Origin of the sequence: Actinoplanes nipponensis, assembly GCF_016862275.1 — a bacterium.
Taxonomy (GTDB): domain Bacteria; phylum Actinomycetota; class Actinomycetes; order Mycobacteriales; family Micromonosporaceae; genus Actinoplanes; species Actinoplanes nipponensis.
On sequence record NZ_BOMQ01000102.1, the window covers coordinates 43367 to 62795 of the forward strand.

The window sequence follows — 19429 nt, forward strand, 5'->3', positions numbered from 1 at the left end:
GCTGACCGCGACGGCTCAGCAGCCGCAGCCCGCGCTGCCGCATGCGCAGCCCGTCCCCGCGACGCGCGAGGCGGCCCGGCGCCGGGCGGCCCACCACGTGCCCAGCGCGACCACCGCCAGCCCGGCGGCCACCGCGAGCAGGGTCTGCTGCGCCAGCGCGGCGCCGGCGCCGGTGAGCACGCCGGCCGCGATGAGCAGCGGCAGGGCGCAGCAGGCGGCACACGCGAGCGCGGCCAGGCCGCCGGCGACCTTGCTGCGGCGCGGCGGCGCGGTCCGGGCCGGGAGCGGGACGATCGGGTTCATGCGGGGTCTCCCCAGGGTCGTGGCGCGGAGCCGATGGTCAGGTACGGGAGCGGGCAGTCGGCGCAGGTGCAGTTGGTGAGGCTGTCGCAGCGGGCGTCGACCACCTCGGCGAGCGTGGCGCGGATCGCCGTCAGGTCGGCGATCTTCCGGTCGATCTCGGTGATCTTGTCGACGGCGCGCTGCCGCAGGTCCGGCGGCGGGTGCCGGCGGCTACCGGCAGCCAGCAACTCGGCGACCTCGTCGAGGGTGAAGCCGAGCCGCTGCGCCGCCTTGATGACCGCGAGCAGGGCGACCGTGCCGGGCGGGTAGAGGCGGTGCCCGCCGTTCGACCGGCCCGGCGCCGCGAGCAGGCCGCGACGCTCGTAGTAGCGCAGGGTCTGGATGTTGACGCCGGCCCGTTCGGCGACCTCGCCGGTGCGCAGGCCGTCCCGCACGCCGCCGCCGGTCACGGCCTCGCCCCGGCGGACAGCTCACTGGCCCGCCCGACCAGGGCGGCGAGCACGTCGGCGTGCGCGGCCGGCACCTCGATGTCGAGGATCACCGCCTCGCCGCCGGTCGCCGCCCGCGCGGTGGCGGTGAAGCGGAAGAACGAGCAGCACGCGGTCTCCCGCGCGGCCAGATCCCGCACCCGGGCGGCCAGCCCGGCCCGACCGGCCAGGTGCAACCGGGCGCGGGTCGCGCCGGCCCGGTCCACCTGCCGGACGGCGGTGGCGAACAGGTCGTCGAACTCCGCCAGCCGCAACGGCTGGTCCGCCGTCGGCAGCGTGCAGGCGTCCGGTGCCGGGAACGACATGGCTGGCCTCCTTCGGAACGGGCGCCGTCGGCGCCGTCCGCTCGACGATAAGCCTGTACCTGGGTACCGGATGCAACCCCGCGCCCGTGGCACAATCTGCCGGTGCGGATCGGGCTGCTCGGATCGTTCGAGGTACGCGGAAACGACGGCGCCGTCGCCGACGTGCCGGGCGCCCGGCTGCGCGGACTGCTGGCCGCCCTCGCGCTCGAGGCCGGCCACGTGGTCCCGAAGTCCGCGCTCATCGACTGGATCTGGGGTGGACAACCGCCCGCCGACGCGACCAACGCCCTGCACCGCCTCGTTTCCCGGCTGCGCAAGGTGGTGCCGGAGGGAGCCGTCGAGGGGCAGCCGGACGGCTACCGGCTGACCGTGGCGCCCGACGCCGTCGACGCCGTACGGTTCGAACGCCTCGTGACCGCGGCCCGGGTCCGCGACGACGCCCCCCGGCGCGCCGAACTGCTGCGCGAGGCCCTGGCCCTGTGGCGCGGCGCCGCCCTGCAGGACGTCGGCCTGGCGGACAGCCCGGCGGTGGGTGCGGCGGTGGCCCGGCTCGAGCGGTTACGCCTGACCGCCCTGGAGGACCGCCTCGACGCGGAGGCCGCCGTCCGCCCCGGCCCGGAGCTGATCGCCGAGCTCACCGACCTGGTGGCCGCGCACCCGGTGCGGGAACGCCTCGCCGCGGCGCTGATGCGGGCCCTGGCCGCGGCCGATCGGGCCAGCGAGGCGCTGCTGGTCTACCAGCGCACCCGCGAGGCCCTGGCCGACGCGCTGGGCGCCGACCCCTCCCCCGAGCTGTCCGCCCTGCACGTCGCCCTGCTGCGCGGCGACGCCGGGCGCCGGGAGCGGGAGCGGGAGCGGCGGACCAACCTGCGGGCCGAGCTGACCAGCTTCGTCGGCGGCGAGGACATCACCGCGGTCGGCGACCTCGTCGCCGGGCACCGGCTCACCACCCTGATCGGGCCCGGCGGCTCGGGCAAGACCAGGCTGGCCTGCGAGACCGGGCGCGCGCTGCTGGCCGAGCTGCCCGACGGCGCCTGGCTGGTGGAGCTGGCCGCCATCGGCGCCGACGGTGACGTGGCGCAGGCGACGCTCGCCGGGCTGGGGCTGCGCGACGCGCTGCTCGGCGGGGCGCCCGACGCGGATCCGGCCGACCGGCTCGTCGCCGCCATCCGCGACCGGGAGGCGCTGCTGATCCTGGACAACTGCGAGCACGTCGTCGAGGCGGCGGCGGCCTTCGCCCACCGGCTGCTCGGGGAGTGCCGGCGGCTGCGGATCCTGGCCACCAGCCGCGAGCCGCTGGGCATCACCGGCGAGGCGTTGTGGCTGGTCGAGCCGCTGGGCCTGCCGGAGCGCGACGCCGACCCGGGCGAGATCAAGTCCTCCCCGGCCGTCCAGCTGCTGCGCGACCGGGCCGGCGCGGTCCGCCCCGACCTCGCGATCGACGCGGCCACGCTGTCCACCATGGCGCGCGTCTGCCGGGCGCTGGACGGGATGCCGCTGGCGATCGAGCTGGCCGCGGCCCGGTTCCGCACCATGTCCCTCGATCAGCTCGCCGACCGCCTCGACGACCGGTTCCGCCTGCTGACCAACGGCAGCCGCACCGCGTTGCCGCGGCACCGCACGCTGCGCGCGGTCATCGACTGGAGCTGGGAGCTGCTCACCGACGCCGAGCGGACGGTGCTGCGCCGGCTCTCGGTGTTCTCCGGCGGGGCGAGCCTGGAGGCGGCCGAGCGGGTCTGCGCCGGCAGCGGCGTCGCGCCGGAGCAGGTGCTCGAGGTGCTCACCTCGCTGGCCGAGAAGTCGCTGCTGCTCACCCGGGGCGGCGGCGCGCCGCGCTACCGGATGCTGGGCACGATCAGGGAGTACGCCGGGAACCGGCTCGCCGAGGCCGGGGAGTCGGAGCGGGCCCGCCGGGCGCATCTGGATCACTTCACCGGGCTGGCCGAGACCGCGGAGCCGCAGCTGCGCCGGGCCGAACAGCTGGTCTGGCTGGCCACGCTGCGGGCGGAGCACGACAACATCGGCGCCGCGATGCGGGGCGCGCTCGCGGCCGGCGAGGCGCCCGCGGCGATGCGCCTGGCCGCGGCGGCCGGCTGGTACTGGTGGCTGGGCGGGCACAAGGCCGAGGGCCTCGAGCTGATCACGGCGGCGACCGCGCTGCCCGGCGCGGCGGCCGACGACATCCGGGCCACCGTGTACGCCTTCGTGGTGCTCTTCCTGACCTCCGGCCGGGGCGATGAACGCGACGCCGGCGAGTGGATCGAGAAGGCGTACCGGTTCCACCGGCGCAGCCGGCCCGGCCACCCGCTGATGAGCTTTGTCGCCCCGCTGGAACGGGTCCTGCGGGAGCCGGCGGCGTTCAAGACCGCCTTCGAGCCGCTGCTGGACGACGACGATCCCTGGGTCCGCGCCCAGACCCGGCTGCTACTCGGCAAGACACTGATCAACGCGGGCCACGGCGGCCGGGACGCCGACGCGGACGTGGAGCGGGCGCTGGCCGAGTTCCGGGCGCTCGGCGAGCGGCTGGGAACCTCGTTCGCCCTGACCGAGCTGGCCGACCGCATCGCCATGCGCGGCCGGCTGGCCGCCGCCTGCGCGCACTACGAGGAGGCGATCGCGATCCTCACCGAGGTCGGCGCGGTCGAGGACGTCATCGTCCTGCGGTCGCGGCTGGCGCAGCTCTGCTGGATGCGGGGCGACCGGACGGGCGGCGCGGCGGCGATCGCCGAGGCGCAGCGGCTCGCGGAACGGGTCACCTGGCCGGACGCGCTGGCCGAGCTCGCCCTGGCGCGGGCGGAGCTGGCCCGCTGGGCCGGCGACCCCGGCCAGGCCCGCCGGCAGCTCGGCGTCGCGACCACCCTGCTGGGCGGCGGCGCCGAACGGCCGCACACCCGAGCGACGATCCGGACCCTGCTCGGCTACCTGGCCGAAGACCCGGGCGCGGCCCGCGAGCACCACGCCGCGGCCTTTGCCGCGGCCGTCGAGAGCGGATTCCCCCTGCTGGTCGCGCAGGTGCTGGTGGGGGCCGCGGACCTGGCCCTGCGCCGGGGGCAGGACGAGCAGGCCGCGCGGCTGCTCGCGGCGAGCGACGGCGTCCGCGGGTTGCCGGCCCGTTCCCACCCGGATGTGGCCCGGGTCGAGCGGGACGCGCGGCGCCGCCTCGGCGACGCGCGGTTCGCCGAGGCGGCCCGGGACGGCGCCCGGACGAGCTGGGATCAGCTGATCGCGGTCACGCTCGCTTCCTGAAGGAGGCGAGCGCCCACCCGTAGCCGACCAGGGCGATCCCGGCGCACCACGCGACCGCGGTGATCGCGTCGCCGGCCGACGGGGCGCCGGCCAGCAGCCCGCGCAGGGTCTCGATGATCGGGGTGAAGGGCTGGTACTCGGCGAACTGCCGGACGCCGGGCCCCATCTTCTCGGCCGGCACGATCGCGCTGCTGAAGAACGGCAGCATGATCAGCGGCACGGTGGCCATGCCCGCCCCCTCCGGGGTCTTGGCGGCCAGGCCCAGGGCGACCGTGAGCCAGCCGGTGGCGAGCGCGGTGAGCAGCACGAGGCCGAGCACGCCGAGCCAGTCGAGCGGCCCCGCGGGCGAGCGGAAGCCCAGCAGCAGGGCCGTCGCGACGACGGCCGCCACGGCGATCAGGTTGGTGACGACGGTGGTGGCCACGTACCCGTTCAGCAGCGCGCCGCGGGAGACGTCCATGACCTTGAAGCGGTTGATGATGCCCTTGGTCATGTCGGAGTTCACGGCCGTCGAGGTGGCGCTCAGCCCGTAACAGATGGCCAGCAGGATCATCCCGGGGGTGGCGTAGTCGACGTACTTCTCCCCGACGTCGAAGGCGCCGCCGAGCAGGTACACGAACATCAGCATGATGACGATCGGGAACAGGACCGCGTTGAACACCGAGGTCGGGTTCCGGACGGTGTGCCGGAAGTTGCGGCGCAGCATGATCGCCGCGTCGCCCAGCGGGGTGGCAGGGGTGGTCATGGCGCCGGTACCTCCGTGCTCGGGTGGCTGGTCAGGGCGAGGAAGACGTCATCGAGGTCGGGGGTGTGCACGGAGAACTCCGCGGCGTGGATCGCCTGGTCGTGCAGCCGGTTCAGCAGGACCCGCACCGGTTCCGTCCCGCCGTCGCCGGGCACCTTCAGGCTCAGCTCCTCGTCGTCGCGGGTGGCGCCGGCCAGGATCCGCGCGGCCGCGTCGAGGTCGCCGGGGTCGGCGAACCGCAGCCGGACGTGACCGCCGGGGATGCGGCGCTTGAGCTCGTCGGGGGTGCCCTGGGCGACCAGCTTGCCGTGGTCGAGGACCGCGATCCGGTCGGCCAGTTGGTCGGCCTCCTCGAGGTACTGGGTGGTCAGGAAGACGGTCACGCCGCCGGCCACCAGGTCCCGGATGATGGCCCACATGGTGCGGCGGCTGCGCGGGTCCAGGCCGGTCGTGGGCTCGTCCAGGAAGATGATCCGCGGGTCGCCGACGAGCGTCATGGCCAGGTCCAGCTTGCGGCGCATGCCGCCGGACCAGGTGGCCACCCGCCGCTGCGCCGACTCCGCCAGCTCGAAGCGTTCCAGCAGCTCGGCGATGATCCGCCGGCCCGGTCCGGCGCCCACCCGGTGGAGATCCACCATCAGCTGGAGGTTCTCCCGCCCGGTCAGCAGCTCGTCCACCGCGGCGAACTGGCCGGTGACCCCGATCGCCGCGCGCACCGCCTTGGCCTCGGAGGCGACGTCGTGCCCGGCGACGCGTACCGTCCCGCCGTCCGCCCTCATCAACGTGGTCAGCACGTTGACCGCTGTGGTCTTGCCCGCACCGTTCGGCCCGAGCAGGGAGAAGACCGTGCCGGCGGGCACGGTCAGGTCGATGCCGTCGAGCACGGTCCGGTCCCCGAAGGCCTTGCGCAGCCCGGAGACCTCAATCGCTGTCGTTCTCATGCCACCACGATCGGCGGCCGGCCTGTCACCCCTCCGCCATGGCGCTGACACGACCCCGGACACGGCGTCCGCCCGTGTCACGCCGGGGCCGCCCGCGGGCTGGTGCGGTCAGGGTCGCGGCCGGCCGGCGCCGCGGGCCACGCCGAACCAGCCGCGCCGGAGCAGCCAGCTGACCTCGCGGGCGAACCAGTTCCGGGCCCGCAGCAGGAGCAGGATGAACGGCAGCGACGTCGCCGGCATGGCGAACACCTTGAGCCCGCCCGAGCCGCCGGGGTCCGGGTCGACGGCGAACAGCAGCGCGGCGACCGCCGTGGCGACCAGCCGCAGCACGGCCACGGCGAAGGTGGGACGGCGCAGGTGCTGCCGGATCAGCGTCAGGGTCGGCCGGGACAGCGCCCGCAGCCGCCACCGCAGGAACGCCGCGGCGCACCCGATGCCGCCGACGGCCGTCGCCACGCCGGCCGCGGAGCCGGCCGGGCCGTCGACGCCCAGCCGCAGCAGGCTGGTGGCCACCGACGCGATCACCAGCAGCAGGCTCGCCACGTCGGTGACCAGCCACAGCGCTCCGCGGGCGCTGCGGGTCGCGACGCGGAGGACCGTGGCGTCGGCCGGCTCGGCGGCCAGGACGGCGGCCAGGGCCGGCGCCGCGCTCAGCGCCCGCCCCCGCCCGGCGTCCAGCTCCGCCAGCGAGTACAACGCGACGGCATCGTCGGGGGCCAGGGCCAGGGCCCGCTCGTACGCCTCCCGGGCCGCGTCGAAGCGGGCCGTCCGCCGCAGCGCGTCACCCTCCGCCACGTGGACCATCGGGTCGTCCGGGGCGAGGCGCCGGGCCCGCTGGGCGGCCTCCAGGGCGGCGACGATGTTGCCGGTCCCGCCCGCCTCCAGCAGCGCGTAGGCCAGGATCAGCTCGCCGTGCTGATCGACCGGCGCCAGATCCCGGGCGGCCCGGGCGGCTTGGATCGCCTCCCCGGCCCGCCCGCTGCGCAACAGCGCCGCGGCGGCCTGCCGGTGGGCCACGGCCAGCTCCGGAGCCACGGCCAGGGCCCGGTTGGCCGCCGCCAGCGCGTCGTCGTAGCGGCCGGCGGCCTGCCGGCAGGCGGCGAGGAGCACGAGCGCGGTGACGTCGTCCGGGTCGTCGACCAGCTTCCGCTCGGCCATCCGGGCGGCGTCGTCCGGCCGCCCTGCGGCCAGCAGGTGGTGGATCCGGGCGTCGAGGTCGTCCGCCGGTCCGGCCGCGGTCACCGGAGCAGCTTCCGCTTCTTCAGGTACGCGACGAGGTCGTCGTACGCCCCGCCCTCGTTGGCGAACATCGCGACGTTGCGGGCGGTGGCGAACCAGGGGCCGGTGGACGGCCGTACCTCCTTCAGCGCCCGCAGCACGTCGCGTTGCTCGATCATGCGGATCTTGCCGCTGCGGACCGAGTCGGCCATCGCGTACTCGGCCGCCGACTCGCACAGGTGGGTGAGATCGGCGCCGGAGAAGTCCTCGGTCGCCGCGACGATCCGGGGCAGGTCGATGCCGGCGATCGGCCGGTCGCGCAGGTTCCGCTCGATGATCGCCCGGCGCGCCTCGGCGTCGGGCGGCAGCACCAGCACCATCCGGTCGAGCCGTCCCGGGCGGCGCAGGGCCGGGTCGACCTGCCACGGGGTGTTGGTCGCGGCCAGCACGAACACGCCCTCGTTGTCGGTGTCCACGCCGTCCAGCTCGGCGAGCAGCTGGTTGGCCACCGTCCGCATCGACTGGGAGTGCAGGTGGGAGCGCTTCTGGCCGAGCGCGTCGATCTCGTCGAGGAACAGCACGCAGGGTGCGTTCCGGCGGGCCGTCTGGAACAGCTCGTGCAGGTTGCGCTCCGAGTTGCCGAGCCACATGTCGAGCACGTCCACGATCGACAGGGACATGAACCGGGCGCCCATCTCCCCGGCCACCGCCCGGGCGATGAACGTCTTGCCGCAGCCCGGCGGGCCGTACAGCATGAGGCCGCCCCGCAGGCTCTTGCCGTACAGCTTGCGCAGTTCGGGGTTGCGCATCGGGCCCAGGAACGCGAGCTCGAGGCGCTCCTTGACCTCGGTCATGCCCCCGACGTCGGCCAGCCGCACGCCCGACGACTCGACGTCGAACGCCCGGTCCTCCCCGCCCCGGACCGGCTCGGGCGGGCCGCCGGCCGGCAGCGGGCCGGGCGCCTGCTCGGAGGAGACGTAGCGGGGCGGCACCACCGGGGCCAGCTCCTGCTCGTAGGCGGCCAGCGGGTCGCCGTCGTCCGGCGGCTCCGCACCGGGGCCGGTGGCCGGCGCGCCCGCCTCCGGACCGGCGACCGCGGCCCCCGGCGCGGCCGCGGCGAGCGCCCGCTGCATCAGGGCCTGCGCGGCGGTGTTGCCCGGGTCGCGGGCCAGGACCAGCCCGGCCTGCGCGACCGCCTCGACGGCCCGGCCGGCGTCCACCAGCAGGCCGCCCAGGTGCAGGCGCAGCGTCAGATCGTCGGGCCGCGCCTCGATGGCGCCGGTGAGACTGGTGATCAGGGAGTCGTCGCTCATGGCATGGGCAGGATAGAGGGCGGCCGCCGCGGTGACCAACGCACGTGGCACAGGACCAGCCCGCCGCCCCGCCGCTCCCGCGGTGATCGTCGGCGAGGCTCACGAGCGCCGCCGCGAGATCAACCGTCCGTGGGCGCACGTCCCGTTGCGGGAGCGGCCACGCCTCTGCCGATCACCAGCAGCGCGTAGCCGATCAGCGCGGTCAGCAGACCCAGGCCGATGGCCATCGCGGAGACACCGAACGACAGCACGGAGGTGAACAACGACGCGCGCAGGAAAGAGGCGTTCATCATGGTGGCGCGGACCGGGTCGTCCTTCGCCAGTTCAGCGTAGGTCTTTCCGCCGCTGATGGCGCGCGAGTGGTGATCGATGATGTCAGCCTGCGAATAGGCGGTCAGCGGGCCGTCCACCTCGTCGCCGGCGAACCACTTGGCGTCGTCGGCCACGGTGATCTTCTCCTCGGCGAGCTTGCTGCTGACCATGGTCCACGTCACCGCACCGGCGACGACCATGACAGCGCCCGCGGCCACGAGCACGAGCGCGAGCAGGCGAGCGATCCGGGCCGAGCGAACCGCCGGGGCGGACGCTGGGGACATGGCCTGTGCCATGGAACCCTCCTGGTGACCTTCAGGGGTGGCGAGCTTTCCCTCATCGACCTTAGGACGAATCAGGCAAATAGTGAGCAGACCAGTGAAATTGCGGGGAAGACCGGCCACCCTCGTCTGCTACCGCACCGCTCCCCGCACGCACCGGCGCCCGCTCCGAACCGCCCGAACGATGGTCCTCGGCAAGAGAACCGCTCTCAGGTCCCGAGGAACTGTCATGACCGACCAGCCCGCCACCGCCGTACCACTCGAGCGTCCGGCCCAGCCGAGCCCCACCCGGCCCTGGCAGCAGGGCGGCCACCCGCCGATCCGGGTCGAGCCGACCGCGGACCCGGTGTACCCGTACGCGCTGGAGATCGGCGACTACGCCACGACCACCCTGGCGATGACCACCGCCGGCGTACGGGCGCTGCGTGACGCGCTGACCGCGCTGCTGGCCCACACGAGCCCCGCCGAGACGCAGGACTTCGTCGCCGATTGGGCCCGAGCGCACAACGCCGTCGTCGCCGAAGCGCCCGCGGAACCCGCCCCGGCCGCGCTGAAGCCGGCCGATCCGCCGGTGCAGTACGTGATGGCTGCCTGAGGGAGCATTCCCTGAGGCCGGCCGCGCGACGTCCCGCCGGGTGCGGTCGCCGTGCTCATCGTTGCGCCTCGTAGTGCTCCTTCATCGACGGGTAGTAGTCGTCGAAGTCCGGCATCGGCCGGTCCTCGCGCGCCGCCACCAGCGCGTCCAGGTAGTACTCCCAGCCCGGCCCGACCTCGCCGACGCCCTCGGTGCCGGCCAGGTGCTGCGTGAACCGCAACTCGGTCACGCCCGCGCTCTCGGTCAGCACCAGCTCCAGGTGCCAGCTGCCGTGCTCGCCCACGTTGGAGATCGCCAGCCGGCGGGGAGGCTCGCACGCGTCGATGGTCATGTCCATCCACGGCTCGCCCTCCTCGTACGCCATCTGCACCTTGACGGTGCCGCCCGGCGCCGCGTCGCCCTCCCACGGCCCGAACCAGCGCGCCGTGCGCGCCGGGTCGGTCAGGCTCGCCCAGACGTCGGCCCGGGGCGCGCGGAACGTGCGGGTCAGCACGAGGTCGTCGCCGAACAGCCGGCCGGTGGGTGTCGGGCTCATGCGGTCTCCTTCTGGGGTGGGTGCTGCCGGTCGGCGGTGTGCCGCTCGCGGCGGGTGCGGTAGACCTCGGTCTCCAGCGCGTCCAGGCGGTGTTGCCAGCCGGCCGGGCGCCGCAGCCGGCCCAGCCAGCCGGCCAGCTCATCGAGCGGCGCGGTGACCAGGGTGTAGACCCGGCGGCGGCCCTCGGCGGTGTCGCGCACCAGGCCGGCCTCGCGCAGCACGCGCAGGTGGCGGCTGACCGCCGGCCGGCTGATCGGGAACCGGCCGGCGAGCTGGCCGGCGGAGAGCGGCTCGTCGCGCAGCAGCAGCAGGATCTCCCGCCGCACCGGATCGGCGATCGCGCCGGCCACCTCGTCCACGGGCGGAAGCGTAACCACTGGGTTACGCGTCAGGCAAGACCGGCGCGGAAAACCGCGTGCCGACCGGCTCCCCGTCGCGCATCATCGTCTCCGTGATCGATCCCGAGGCGCCCCCGGTCGGCTCGACCGAGCGGCTGCTGCTGCGTGTCCCGGTCCCCGCCGACCTCGAGCGGCTGTTCGGCCTCTACTCGGACCCGCAGGTGTGGGCGCCGGACCCGCTGTCCCGGCACGAGGACCCGGCGCAGACCCGGCGGATGATCGGCGCCTGGCGGGCCGCGTGGGAGCGCGACGGCCTGGGCATGTGGACCGCCTGGAACGGCGACGAGTTCGTCGGCATCGGCGGCTGCTTCGTGCGCTACGGCGTGGCCTGGAACCTCGGCTTCCGGCTGCGGCCGGCCTGCTGGAGACGGGGGTACGCCCAGGAGCTGAGCGCCGCGGCCAGCGCCGCCGCACGCCGGCGCCGCCCCGAGCTTGCCGTCACGGCGTACCTGCTGGAGGGCAACGACCGGTCGTTGCGGGCGGTCGAGCGGACCGGGCTGAGCCGGGTCTGGCGGGGCCCGGACGCCGGCAACCCCGACGCCGGCGCGGTCCGGCTGCTCTACAGCGACCAGCCGCTCGACCCGGCCGTGCTGACCGCCCTCACCGAGCGCTGACCCACCGGCCGCTCAGCCCGGGGCGGGCTCGCAACCGTGGCAGTAGCGCCAGCGCCAGCCGGTCCCGGTGGGTTCGAGCAGGCCCGAGATCCGGTACGCGAACGGCACGACGCCACCGGCGTCGGGGTGCGCGTACGCGTCCGCCTCGGCGATCACGTAGGCGCAGTCCCCGTACTCGCGGACCGCGGCCGTGGTCACCTCCCACGAGTACGCCTCGTCCCGGCCGAAGACGTCCGCGAACAGCGCCGCGACCGCTTCCCGGCCGGTCGCCGACTCCGCGTGCTCCGAGCCGACGTACGCGATGTCGTCGCCGGTCACGAAGCAGGCCAGCGCCGCGGCGGCGTCGCGGGCCGCGAAGGCCGCGCTGAGTTGCGCCGCCGCAGCCAGGACCGGGTTCACGCCGCCGCTCCGACCGTCGCCCGGTGCCGGCCGGCCGGCGCCGCCGGGGCCGGCCGCTCGGGGGCGCGCATGCCGGGCAGGAACAGGAAGCCGAACGTGACGACCGCGCCGAGCACACCCGCGCCGAGCAGGGTGTTGCGGACGCCGATCCCGTGGGCGACCGGCGCGACCAGGGCGTACGACAGCGGCAGCAGCGCCGTCGAGACGAACCAGTCGACGCTGGAGACCCGGCCGAGCAACCGGCCGGGCACCAGCCGCTGCTTGGCCGTGGCCCAGGCCACCGTGCCCGCCGCCTCCAGGCCGTTGACCAGCACGCAGGCCGCCGCGAGCTGCCAGGTCGCCGTGGCCAGCCCGTAGCCGGCCACCGCCAGCGTGGCGACCGCCCAGGTCCCGTACATGAAGGTCATGAACCGGCGCGGGATGCCGGTCCAGCCGACCGCGAGGGCCGCCACGATCGCGCCCAGCCCGCCGGAGGTCAGGACCAGGCCGAGCGCGGTGGCGCTGCCGCCCAGCTCGGTCTTGACCACGTACGGCAGCAGCACCTCGGTCGGGCCGACGAACAGCAGGTAGGTGAACGTCGCGGACAGGAACGTGCCCCACAGCCAGACCTGGCTGCGCACGTACGCGACGCCCTCGCGCAGCTCCTGCCAGAACGACGCGGCGGGTTCCTCGTCCGGGGCCGGCCCGGCCACCGGCGCGGCGATGCGGCGCATGGCCAGCAGGCAGGCCACCGACACCACGAACGTGCCCGCGTCGGCGGCGAAGGCCCAGCCCGCGCCGCCGAGGGCGATGAAGGCGCCGCCCAGCATCGGGCCGAAGATCTGCATGCCGGCCGGGCGGATGAACTGGTCCAGGGCGTTCGCCTTGACCAGGTCCTCCTCGGCGACGATCCGGGGCACGAGCGCGTCGAACGCCGGCCCGAAGAAGCCGGCCGCCGCGCCGTAGACCGCGGTGAGCCCGATGATCTGCCAGAGCCGGATCGCGCCGGTGAGGGCCAGCGCGGCCAGGGTCGCCATCACCGCGGCCCGGACCAGGTCCGACAGCAGCATGACGTGCCGCGGGTCGAAGCGGTCACTGACCACCCCGCCGATCAGCAGGGTCACCACCTGGGGCAGCGACAGCGCCACGCCGACCGCGGACATGGCGGCGGGCAGGCCCGACAGGTCGTAGACCTGCCAGGCCAGCGCCACCAGCAGGATGCCGTTGCCGATCAGCGACGTGGTCATGCCCGTCCACAGCAGACGGAACTCGCGGTTCCGCAGCGGGGCGAGGGCGCCCACGTCAGCCGGCCTTGCGCAGCCGCCCGGCCGCGGCCAGCTCGGTGATGACGGCGTTGAGCTCGTCGATCTCCGCGTCGGTGTTGGCCGCGGTGACCTGGGCCCGGAAGCCGACCTGGTCGCGCGGGACCAGCGGGTACGCGGCCAGCGTCACGTAGATGCCGCGCTCCCAGAGCAGCTTGCCGACCACGTCGATGTCCTCGCCCTCGGCCAGCGGCAGCTCGATGACCGGGGTGTTGCCCACGTTCGGGGTGAAGACGCCGAGCGCGCGCACGTGGTCGAGCACCTTCATGCTCTTGCGGTACAGGTCGGCCCGGATGGCGTCGCCGCGCTTGGCGTTGACCGACAGGCCGGACAGGACGGTGGCCAGCGAGGCGGTCGGCGCCGGGCCCGAGTACAGGTACGGCGGCGCGGAGACCTTGAGGTGGTTCTTCAGCCAGGTCGGCAGGGCCAGGAAGGCCAGCAGCGACGAGTACGACTTGGAGAAGCCGCCGACCAGCACGATGTTGTCGTAGGTCTCGCCGGCGTACTTGACGATCGCGTTGCCCTTGATGCCGTACGGGGAGGTCTCGTTGGCCGCGCGCTCGCCCAGCACGCCAAAGCCGTGGGCGTCGTCGACGTACAGCAGCGCGTCGTTCTCCCGGCAGATGCGGGCGAAGGTCGCCAGGTCGGGCGCGTTGCCGGTCATGCTGTTGACGCCGTCCATGCAGACCAGCCGGCTCATGCCGGCCGGCGCGGCCCGCAGCAGCTCGGCGAGCTGCTCGGCGTCGCCGCTGCGGAAGCGCTGCAGGGTCGCGCCCATCCCGCGGGCGTAGACCGCGCCGTCGTAGATGGTCTTGTGGGCCTGCGAGTCGAGGAAGATCATGCCCTGGCCGGCCAGGATCGGCAGCACCGACATGTGGATGTGGGTGATGGTCGGCAGCACCAGGGTGTCCGGCGCGTCCAGCAGGTCGGTCAGCTGCTCCTCGATCTGCGGGTACAGGGCCGGGTTGCCGAGCAGCCGGGACCAGCTCGGGTGGGTGCCCCAGCGCCGGACCTGCTCGTCGATCGAGTCCATGATCTCCGGCTCCAGGTCGAAGCCGAGGTAGTTGCACGAGGCGAAGTCGGCCAGCCAGTGCTCGCCGACGCGGATCCGGCGACCGTTGATCTCCTCGATGGTCGCGTCGTACATCGGGTTGCCGCTGCGCAGCCGCTCCAGGTCGGCCCATTTGGCGTTGGCCAGCACGTGGTCCAGGCGAAGAGACATGACTTCCTTCCGGTGGGTGTTTCTGGGGTACGAGGGTCAGACGCCGACGGCGGTGGCGAGCAGGACGCTCACCTCGGCGGGCGGCAGGGGACGGCCGAACAGGTAGCCCTGGCCGTACGGGCAGCCCAGGCGCAGCAGCACGTCGTGGTGCTCCTGGTACTCGATGCCCTCGGCGACGACGGCGAGCTTCAGCGTGCGGGCGAGGTGGACGATCGCCTCGACCAGCGCGAGCTGCTCGGCGCTGTGCAGGATGTCGTCGATGAAGGACTTGTCGATCTTCAGGATGTCGACCGGCATCTGGCGCAGGTAGCTCAGCGAGCTGTAGCCGGTGCCGAAGTCGTCGATCGCGATCCGCACGCCCCAGGAGCGCAGCTCCCGCAGGTCCGCCCAGACCTTCTCGGCGTCGCGCAGCACCAGGCTCTCGGTGATCTCCAGGACCAGCCACTCGGGCCGGGCGCCGGCCGCGGCCAGCGCGTCGCGGACCTGGTCGACGAAGCCGGGGGTACGGAACTGACGGGCCGACACGTTGATGCTGACGTAGCGCAACGCCTGGCCGGCGGCGGTGCCCCGCCAGGCGGAGAAGGTCCGCAGGGCCTCGCGCAGCACGAAGTTGCCGATGGCCACGATGGCGCCGTTCTCCTCGGCCAGGTCGATGAACTGGTCGGGGCCGAGCAGGCCGCGCACCGGGTGCTCCCAGCGGACCAGCGCCTCCAGGCCCACGACGTGGGCGCCGTCCAGCTCGACCATCGGCTGGTAGCGGACCACGAACTGGCCGGCGGCCGCGGCCTCGTGGAGCGAGGCGCGCAGTTCCAGCCGCTCCACGACGCCCGAGTGCACGTCGGTGCGGTAGCGGCGCCAGGAGTTCTTGCCGTCGCCCTTGGCGACGTACATGGCCAGGTCGGCCTGGCGCTGCAGCTCGCTGGTGCCCGCCGCCTCCGCGCTCGTCGCCACGCCGACGCTGACGGCGCCGCTGACCACGTGCGTGCCGCCGGCGCCGTCGCCGACCTCGATCGGCGCGCCCAGGCTCGCCACGATGCGAGCGGCGACGTCGTCCACTTCGGACGGGCTGTTCGCCTGCTCGACCAGGACGGCGAACTCGTCGCCGCCGGTGCGCGCCACGGTGAACATCGGGCCGAGGGTCCGCGTGATGCGCTCCCCCACGGCGATCAGCAGCTGGTCGCCGACCGCGTGCCCCAGGGTGTCGTTGACCTCCTTGAAGTCGTCCAGGTCGAGGAAGAGCACGCCGATGACGGAGCCGTCGTTCTCGGCGCGCACCGCCGCGTGCTCGAGGCGGTTCTGGAACAGCACCCGGTTGGCCAGCCCGGTCAGCCCGTCGTGGAAGGCCTGGTGGGTCAGGTCGTCCTCGAGCCGGCGGCGCTCGGTGACGTCCCGCAGGGTCAGCACGAGCCCGTTGACGGTCGGGTCGTCGCGCAGGTCGCGGCAGCCGCACTCGACCTGCAACAGCCGGCCGTCCGCGCGGACGGCGGTCAGGTCGACGCCGTCGGGCCGGCCCCGGCCCTGCCCCGCGCGGGACAGCAGGTCCGCCAGGTCGGCGTGCTCGATCCCGGCGAACAGGCCGCTCAGCGGGGCCCCGACGAGCCGGGTCTCGCCGAAGACGTGCTCGGCGGACGGGCTGGCGTAGCGGATCCGCTGGTCGTCGCCGACGATCAGGATCACGTCCGAGGCGCTCTGCACCAGCGTCCGGAAGTAGTCCTCGCTGCTGCGGCGGCTGATCTGGTCGGTCAGGTCCATCCGGCCGATCGCCAGGGCGCCCTGCGCCATGAGCGCGTCGAACGACGGGCGCACCGAGTGCAGGCATTCCGGCGCCGCCGCGAGGTACGCGTGCTTGCCGGTGGCCGGGCCGGCCGGGTCCTTGCCCGCGCCGAGCACGACCGCGTGCAGCGCGGAGTCGAAGCCACCGAGCTCGGCCGCGACCTTCGCCGGCAGGTCCGCGACCCGGACCAGCTCGGCGAGATGCCCGGGCGCGGTGTCACCGGTGAACGTCTCGCCGGCGAAGAACAGCTGGTACGGCTCGCCCGGCGGGACGAGAGCGGCGACGGCCCGCCGCAGGGCGTCCGCGGCGTCGCGTTCGCTGGCCGCGGCGACCAGGGTGGACCCGGCCTCGCGGAGCGCCCGCTCCCGGGCCCCGGCCTCGCGCTGGGCCCGCAGCAGGTCGACGATGCGCCCGATGACGATGAGGAACATCGAGCCGCAGGCGACCGCGATGATCAGGCCGTCGTGCAGTTCGTCGCGCAGGTCCTCGACCACCAGCAGCACCGGGGCGATCAGCGCGGCGACCGACATGAGCAGGATCCGCCGCCCGCCGGCCTGGGCCGGCGGGCCGGGCTGCCGGTCGAGGGTCAGCCGGGTCATGGACGGGTGCAGGGCGCAGACCCCGATGGCGGTGTAGAAGAAGACCCAGCCCGCGTCGATCGGGCCGCCGGTCGACCAGGTGCCGGCGAGCTGCCGCAGCCCGTACAGGACGTCGGTGACGAGCAGGCCGGCGACGCCCACGCCGAGGATGGTGATCGCGCGGGGCCGGTGGCCGGGCACGGTGAGCAGGCGCAGCAGCATGGCCAGCGCGAGCACGTCGCCCAGCGGGTAGCACACCGAGATGAGCTTCTCCAGGGCGCCCAGGTCGGTGTCCCGCACGTACGGCGCGATGAGGAAGACCCAGGACAGCAGGCCGAGGCCGAGCGTGGGCAGCAGCGCGTCGAGCAGGGCCGCCCGGTTGCCGCTGCCGGACCGGGCCCGGATGAAGATCAGCAGCGCCGCCGCCAGCATCGGGTAGACGGCCAGGTAGGGCAGGTCGGCCAGGGACGGGAACGGGTTGTCCCGGTGCAGGTAGTCGACCAGGACGTTGTAGGTGGTGTCGCCGGCGGTGAAGCTGACCAGCACCCCGGCGAGCAACCACCAGGGCAGCCGCCGGGAGGGCCGGTGCAGCCGCACGCCGGTCAGCACCGCGACCGCTCCGGAGAGCCCGATCGCCGCCCACGTGTACATGCTGAACTGGGGAAACACGTAGAACGCGGTGGCCAGCACCAGCATCCAGGCGACGAAGCGCCCATGCGCCGTACGCAACAGCATGGTCACTCCGATCGGCCGGGCGGCAGACGTCTGCCGCACCACCTCCATCGGCGTGCCGCCGCCCGGGTTGAAGAGTCTGTGACTTCCGCTACGGGCGGCCGGACGATTCCCCGGCGGTCAGCGCGTGAGCGGCGGCCGGACCCGGAAGGAACCGTCGGCGCGGAACGTCGCGCTGCCGTCGGACTGGTCGACCCAGAGCTCGTCGCCGCGGTGGCGCAGGAACCAGCCGGGATAGTTGGACGACTCCAGGGTCACCGAGCCGGCGGCCACCCCGGTACGCGGGCAGAAGGTGGCGTCGCCCCGGAACAGCGGGGTGCCCTCGTTGGGGCTCAGCCGCAACCGCCACGAGGCGTGCCGCAGGTAGCGGCCGTCGGCGTAGCGGAACGAGACGCAGCGGGAGTCGGCGAGCCCCTCGACCGCGGTGAACGTGGCCCGGTTGCGGGTGACGGCGGCGGTGTCGGGGCCGGCCGGGACCAGGACGCCGAGGCCGTTCTCGCTCGCCACGAAACGCCCGGCGGCGTTCTGCGCCTCCAGCGACAGCGGGCCCAGGGTCACCGTGCCGGCGCCGGTGGCCCGCGGCGCCGCCGGTGTCGGTGTGGCCCGCGGGGTGGCGACGCTGCTCCGGGCGGGCGGGGGCGACCCGGGCACGCCGGTGACCCGCGGCGGGCCCGCGATCACCCGCGGCGCGGGCGGCGGCGGGTCCGCGAGCTGCATGGTCGCCACCCCGGTGCCGGCCACCAGCGCGCCGGCGGCGACCGTGGAGACCACCGGATGCAGCGCCGCCGCCTGGACGAGCTGGCCGATCAGCCCGGCCTTGGCCCCCGCACCGGCGCCGGACGCGGCGCCCGGGCCCGCCGCGCCGATCAGGGCGCCCGGCACGGCGGTGCCGACGGCCATGCCGTCCAGCGCGAGCTTGCCGAGCACCGCCAGGCCGAGCCCGATCGGCACCGGGAGCAGGGCGAACGCCGGGAACAGCCGTTCCGGGGCGACGAACCCGGCGCCGGCCCGGGCACAGTCGGGGCACGACCGGACGTGGCGGGTCAGACGCTTGCGCCAGAGCGGGCTGGGCCGGCCGTCCCAGCTCTCCGCCACCGCGGCCAGCCGGGGACACCGGGGCCGCAGTTCCAGGGCGGCGACCAGCGCCCGGCTCGCCTCGAGCTGGGTGCGCATCCGTTGCACGCGCACGCCCGCGTGCGGGACGCTCAGCCCCAGCGCGGCCGCGAGCTCGGCGCGGGTCAGCTGGTCGGCGACCTCGAGCCACCACAGCGACAGCAGGGCCCGGTCGTCGGGGTCGAGCCAGCGGCCGGCCCGTTCCACCTGCCGGCGCTGGCGGGACAGGTCGACCCGCAGCGCGGTGAGGTCCTCGGACGGACCGCGGTCGTCGGCCAGCCCCACGGCCTCCTCGATCGCGGCGGTTCGCCCGGCGTTGCGCTCACGGCGGCGCAGGTGCGTGCTGACCTGCCGGACGGCGATGGCCGCCAGCCAGGCGCGGAAGGTGGCGGGCGTCCGCAGCTTCGGCAGCTTGCGCAGGGCCCGCAGCATCACCTCCTGCACGACGTCGTCGACGTCGGGGTGCGCCCCGAGTCCGCGGCGCACGATCGAGTAGACCAGCGGCAGGCCGGAAGCGGTGAGTTCCTCCAGCGCGCGGTGGTCGCCGGCCTGGGCGGCGGCGACGACGGCGGCGTCGTTCGTCCGTGTGCTTCGCATCTCCCCATCACCGTCGTCAATGGCCAGGCGCATCGTACGCCGAATGCCTTTCACCGGGCCGGTCCGGCCCGCCGGAAAAACCAATCCCGAAGACTTTCCAAAAACCGTTATGACGTCGGGTGCGCGGAAGTCGCCTTTTGCTCCCCGGCGTCCGTCGCCGCTTCCCCTTGAATGCGCCGAAACATTGCGGATATATTACTGACCCTCGATGGAAGCGCTCCCATGACCAATCCGCCGGCGCCTTTGTTAACGCTCACACCTGGCCCCGTCCCCCACAGGAAGGTCCATCCCCTGATGAAATCCCGACGCACCCTGCTGCTCTCGGCAGCGACCGCGGGCGTGGTGATCGCCGCCAGCGTCGCCGTCATCGGCACTGCCGAGGCGGCCACCACCCTCGGCGCCTCGGCCGCCCAGACCGG

The 19429-nt window shown here is 74.5% G+C and carries 18 protein-coding genes; 3 read left to right on the forward strand and 15 right to left on the reverse strand.

Features of this window, described 5'->3' with window-relative positions:
- Positions 1-15 precede the first annotated feature (15 nt).
- The 3 genes from merT to Ani05nite_RS39865 are packed head-to-tail and all read right to left on the reverse strand — an operon-like array spanning position 16 to position 1096.
- Positions 16-303: a mercuric ion transporter MerT gene (gene merT / locus Ani05nite_RS39855; protein ID WP_203777251.1), complete on the reverse strand. Its 288-nt coding sequence runs from the start codon at positions 301-303 to the stop codon at positions 16-18.
- The gene (locus Ani05nite_RS39860) at positions 300-752 is read right to left on the reverse strand and encodes a MerR family transcriptional regulator (RefSeq protein ID WP_239131092.1); all 453 of its coding nucleotides are present in this window, start codon (positions 750-752) and stop codon (positions 300-302) included. Before Ani05nite_RS39860 ends, merT begins: the two co-directional genes overlap by 4 nt.
- The gene (locus Ani05nite_RS39865; RefSeq protein ID WP_203777253.1) at positions 749-1096 is read right to left on the reverse strand and encodes a hypothetical protein; all 348 of its coding nucleotides are present in this window, start codon (positions 1094-1096) and stop codon (positions 749-751) included. The genes Ani05nite_RS39860 and Ani05nite_RS39865 overlap by 4 nt, the downstream gene beginning before the upstream one ends.
- A 102-nt stretch (positions 1097-1198) precedes the next feature.
- Here Ani05nite_RS39865 and Ani05nite_RS39870 point away from each other — a divergent pair, with 102 nt between their 5' ends.
- Positions 1199-4342 carry an AfsR/SARP family transcriptional regulator gene (locus Ani05nite_RS39870; protein ID WP_203777255.1) on the forward strand — a complete coding sequence of 1048 codons (3144 nt, stop codon included), beginning with the start codon at positions 1199-1201 and terminating at the stop codon, positions 4340-4342.
- Here the strand turns inward: Ani05nite_RS39870 and Ani05nite_RS39875 are convergent.
- The 5 genes from Ani05nite_RS39875 to Ani05nite_RS39895 all read right to left on the reverse strand — a co-directional run bounded on the left by Ani05nite_RS39875 (position 4326) and on the right by Ani05nite_RS39895 (position 9167).
- Positions 4326-5087 carry an ABC transporter permease gene (locus tag Ani05nite_RS39875; protein WP_203777257.1) on the reverse strand — a complete coding sequence of 254 codons (762 nt, stop codon included), beginning with the start codon at positions 5085-5087 and terminating at the stop codon, positions 4326-4328. The genes Ani05nite_RS39870 and Ani05nite_RS39875 overlap by 17 nt on opposite strands.
- The gene (locus Ani05nite_RS39880; protein ID WP_203777259.1) at positions 5084-6028 is read right to left on the reverse strand and encodes an ATP-binding cassette domain-containing protein; all 945 of its coding nucleotides are present in this window, start codon (positions 6026-6028) and stop codon (positions 5084-5086) included. Before Ani05nite_RS39880 ends, Ani05nite_RS39875 begins: the two co-directional genes overlap by 4 nt.
- 108 nt (positions 6029-6136) lie before the next feature.
- On the reverse strand, positions 6137-7270 hold the full coding sequence (locus Ani05nite_RS39885) for a tetratricopeptide repeat protein (protein ID WP_203777261.1): 1134 nt from the start codon (positions 7268-7270) through the stop codon (positions 6137-6139).
- Positions 7267-8559, reverse strand: a complete 1293-nt coding sequence (locus Ani05nite_RS39890) for an ATP-binding protein (RefSeq protein ID WP_203777263.1) — start codon at positions 8557-8559, stop codon at positions 7267-7269. The genes Ani05nite_RS39885 and Ani05nite_RS39890 overlap by 4 nt, the downstream gene beginning before the upstream one ends.
- Positions 8560-8678: 119 nt before the next feature.
- Positions 8679-9167, reverse strand: a complete 489-nt coding sequence (locus Ani05nite_RS39895) for an aromatic ring-opening dioxygenase LigA (protein WP_203777265.1) — start codon at positions 9165-9167, stop codon at positions 8679-8681.
- Positions 9168-9381: 214 nt separating this feature from the next.
- On the opposite strand from Ani05nite_RS39895, the gene Ani05nite_RS39900 reads away from it, so the two are divergent.
- A complete protein-coding gene (locus Ani05nite_RS39900; RefSeq protein WP_203777267.1) occupies positions 9382-9747 on the forward strand; it encodes a hypothetical protein in 366 nt (121 codons plus the stop codon).
- Positions 9748-9802: 55 nt separating this feature from the next.
- Here the strand turns inward: Ani05nite_RS39900 and Ani05nite_RS39905 are convergent, their stop codons facing one another.
- Together Ani05nite_RS39905 and Ani05nite_RS39910 are read right to left on the reverse strand one after the other, a co-directional pair.
- Positions 9803-10282: an SRPBCC family protein gene (locus tag Ani05nite_RS39905; RefSeq protein WP_203777269.1), complete on the reverse strand. Its 480-nt coding sequence runs from the start codon at positions 10280-10282 to the stop codon at positions 9803-9805.
- On the reverse strand, positions 10279-10641 hold the full coding sequence (locus Ani05nite_RS39910) for a metalloregulator ArsR/SmtB family transcription factor (RefSeq protein ID WP_203777271.1): 363 nt from the start codon (positions 10639-10641) through the stop codon (positions 10279-10281). Before Ani05nite_RS39910 ends, Ani05nite_RS39905 begins: the two co-directional genes overlap by 4 nt.
- Before the next feature lie 92 nt (positions 10642-10733).
- On the opposite strand from Ani05nite_RS39910, the gene Ani05nite_RS39915 reads away from it, so the two are divergent.
- On the forward strand, positions 10734-11294 hold the full coding sequence (locus Ani05nite_RS39915; protein WP_203777273.1) for a GNAT family N-acetyltransferase: 561 nt from the start codon (positions 10734-10736) through the stop codon (positions 11292-11294).
- Between the two features lie 12 nt (positions 11295-11306).
- Here Ani05nite_RS39915 and Ani05nite_RS39920 read toward each other — a convergent pair whose 3' ends face one another.
- From Ani05nite_RS39920 to Ani05nite_RS39940, 5 genes are all read right to left on the reverse strand, one after another.
- Entirely contained in the window at positions 11307-11693 is a 387-nt protein-coding gene (locus Ani05nite_RS39920; RefSeq protein WP_203777275.1) for a nuclear transport factor 2 family protein, read from the reverse strand.
- A complete protein-coding gene (locus tag Ani05nite_RS39925) occupies positions 11690-12973 on the reverse strand; it encodes an MFS transporter (RefSeq protein WP_203777277.1) in 1284 nt (427 codons plus the stop codon). Before Ani05nite_RS39925 ends, Ani05nite_RS39920 begins: the two co-directional genes overlap by 4 nt.
- 1 nt (position 12974) lies before the next feature.
- A complete protein-coding gene (locus Ani05nite_RS39930) occupies positions 12975-14216 on the reverse strand; it encodes an aminotransferase class I/II-fold pyridoxal phosphate-dependent enzyme (protein ID WP_203777279.1) in 1242 nt (413 codons plus the stop codon).
- A 36-nt stretch (positions 14217-14252) separates the two neighbouring features.
- Positions 14253-17303 (reverse strand): putative bifunctional diguanylate cyclase/phosphodiesterase, encoded by a 3051-nt coding sequence (locus Ani05nite_RS39935; RefSeq protein WP_203777281.1) that lies wholly within the window; start codon positions 17301-17303, stop codon positions 14253-14255.
- Between the two features lie 117 nt (positions 17304-17420).
- Positions 17421-19010, reverse strand: coding sequence for a sigma-70 family RNA polymerase sigma factor (locus Ani05nite_RS39940; protein ID WP_203777283.1), 1590 nt, complete (start codon positions 19008-19010; stop codon positions 17421-17423).
- Positions 19011-19429 lie beyond the last annotated feature (419 nt).